Here is a 1,528-nt window from a genome sequence, read left to right on the forward strand (position 1 = left end):
TATTGCTTTTTTATTTACCTAAACAAAACCCCTCAAATATAGTATCTAAAAGCTCACTATAATTACTGGTGATAGCGTTATATTTACATACTTTGAATTTAACCAATCTTGCAAGAGAGAAAATAAGTTCAAATTATAGATATGTTTAACTTTTTGCCTAATGTGCTTGCGTTGCTATTTCTAATGTATTTAATAATCTATTTACTACCGCTCTGCTTGCATTCATCATTTTAGACATTTTTATTTTTTGTAATTTTCTGAGCATTCATCTTTTGCTCTAACTGATAAGATGTAACTCTTTTTATGGCAATTGATTCTGTATCAGCTAATATTCCATCTTCTCTTAAGAACTCATCAAAATCACTTGCCATATTCGTGTATTTTGATATTTCATTATTTATGTTTTTTATACTTTTAGCATTGCCACTTTCTATATATTCTATAATCTCATTTTCTTCTTGTGTTAAATCTGTATTCATTGTTGTGTATCCTTATAAATTTTATAATTTATTTAGCTTCAACTCCTGTATTTTATAATAAAACTTTATTAATAGCCATAGGCATAATATTATAATCCAAACTTTTGACTTTATTTTTAAAATTACTAAAATCCGTATAGTCTTTTTTATTAAAAGAAAGTTGCACTATAATCTCACCCGCATCTAATTCTGAATTCACATAATGTACAGTCACTCCAGCATCCTCATATTCATCTTCAAATGATTTCTCTATAGCTTGCAAGCCTTTATGTCTTGGCAAAAGTGATGGGTGTAGATTTATGATGGGGGTTGATATTTCATCTAGTAAGAATTTAGGTATTATTCTCATATATCCTGCTAAAACTATCAAGTTTTTTTCCAATGGTTTTAAATACTCAACTAGTTTTTTATTATAAGATAGTCTATTTTCAAATGATTTTTCATCTATTACGGCACATTTTATATTATGTTCTTCACATATTTTTATACCATTAGCATTTTTATTATTAGTGATTGTTTGTATATGATATTTATTTTGATAAGTATTGATAATGTTTTGTAGGTTTGTACCGCTACCGCTAAAAAGGACTATTATTGTTTTCATATTGTTTCTAAATTTTAAGTGGCGCGGTTGACGAGACTCGAACTCGCGACCTTCGCCGTGACAGGGCGACATTCTAACCAGCTGAACTACAACCGCACTTAAAAATAATTAATAAATCATGGTGGTCGATACAAGACTCGAACTTGTGACATCTACCTTGTAAGGGTAGCGCTCTACCAACTGAGCTAATCGACCACAAAGACTAGTGGTGACTCCTAGGGGACTTGAACCCCTGTTGCCGAGATGAAAACCCGGCGTCCTAACCACTAGACGAAGGAGCCAACGATGATTTATGTAATTAAATGGTGACCCGTGTTGGGCTTGAACCAACGGCCCTCTCCTTAAAAGGGAGATGCTCTACCAACTGAGCTAACGGGTCATACCTGTAAATAAGAAGTGGAATTATATGAAATAATTTTCTTTTTGTCAATATTTTTTCGTGTAT

Annotated in this window: 2 protein-coding genes and 4 tRNA genes; all 6 read right to left on the minus strand. The window is 31.7% G+C overall.

The window, feature by feature from the left end; all coding sequences use genetic code 11:
* Window positions 1-230 precede the first annotated feature (230 nt).
* Window positions 231-479 carry a hypothetical protein gene (locus CDZ78_RS23480; RefSeq protein WP_087871563.1) on the minus strand — a complete coding sequence of 83 codons (249 nt, stop codon included), beginning with the start codon at window positions 477-479 and terminating at the stop codon, window positions 231-233.
* A 52-nt stretch (window positions 480-531) separates the two neighbouring features.
* Entirely contained in the window at window positions 532-1,083 is a 552-nt protein-coding gene (gene purN, locus CDZ78_RS20260) for a phosphoribosylglycinamide formyltransferase (protein ID WP_087871564.1), read from the minus strand.
* 19 nt (window positions 1,084-1,102) lie between these two features.
* Window positions 1,103-1,179: transfer RNA gene (locus CDZ78_RS20265), tRNA-Asp, on the minus strand.
* A gap of 23 nt (window positions 1,180-1,202) precedes the next feature.
* Window positions 1,203-1,278 (minus strand) — tRNA-Val (locus CDZ78_RS20270).
* An 11-nt stretch (window positions 1,279-1,289) separates the two neighbouring features.
* Window positions 1,290-1,364, minus strand: a tRNA-Glu gene (locus CDZ78_RS20275).
* Window positions 1,365-1,386: 22 nt separating this feature from the next.
* A tRNA-Lys gene (locus tag CDZ78_RS20280) sits at window positions 1,387-1,462 on the minus strand.
* Window positions 1,463-1,528: the final 66 nt, after the last annotated feature.

This window comes from Bathymodiolus platifrons methanotrophic gill symbiont (assembly GCF_002189065.1).
Taxonomy (GTDB): Bacteria; Pseudomonadota; Gammaproteobacteria; order Methylococcales; family Methylomonadaceae; genus Methyloprofundus.

What these genes read in the sequence shown, in the direction of transcription:
- CDZ78_RS23480 (WP_087871563.1), bottom strand. Translation starts at nt 479, where the DNA reads ATGAATACAGATTTAACACAAGAAGAAAATGAGATTATAGAATATATA.
- purN (WP_087871564.1), bottom strand. Translation starts at nt 1,083, where the DNA reads ATGAAAACAATAATAGTCCTTTTTAGCGGTAGCGGTACAAACCTACAA.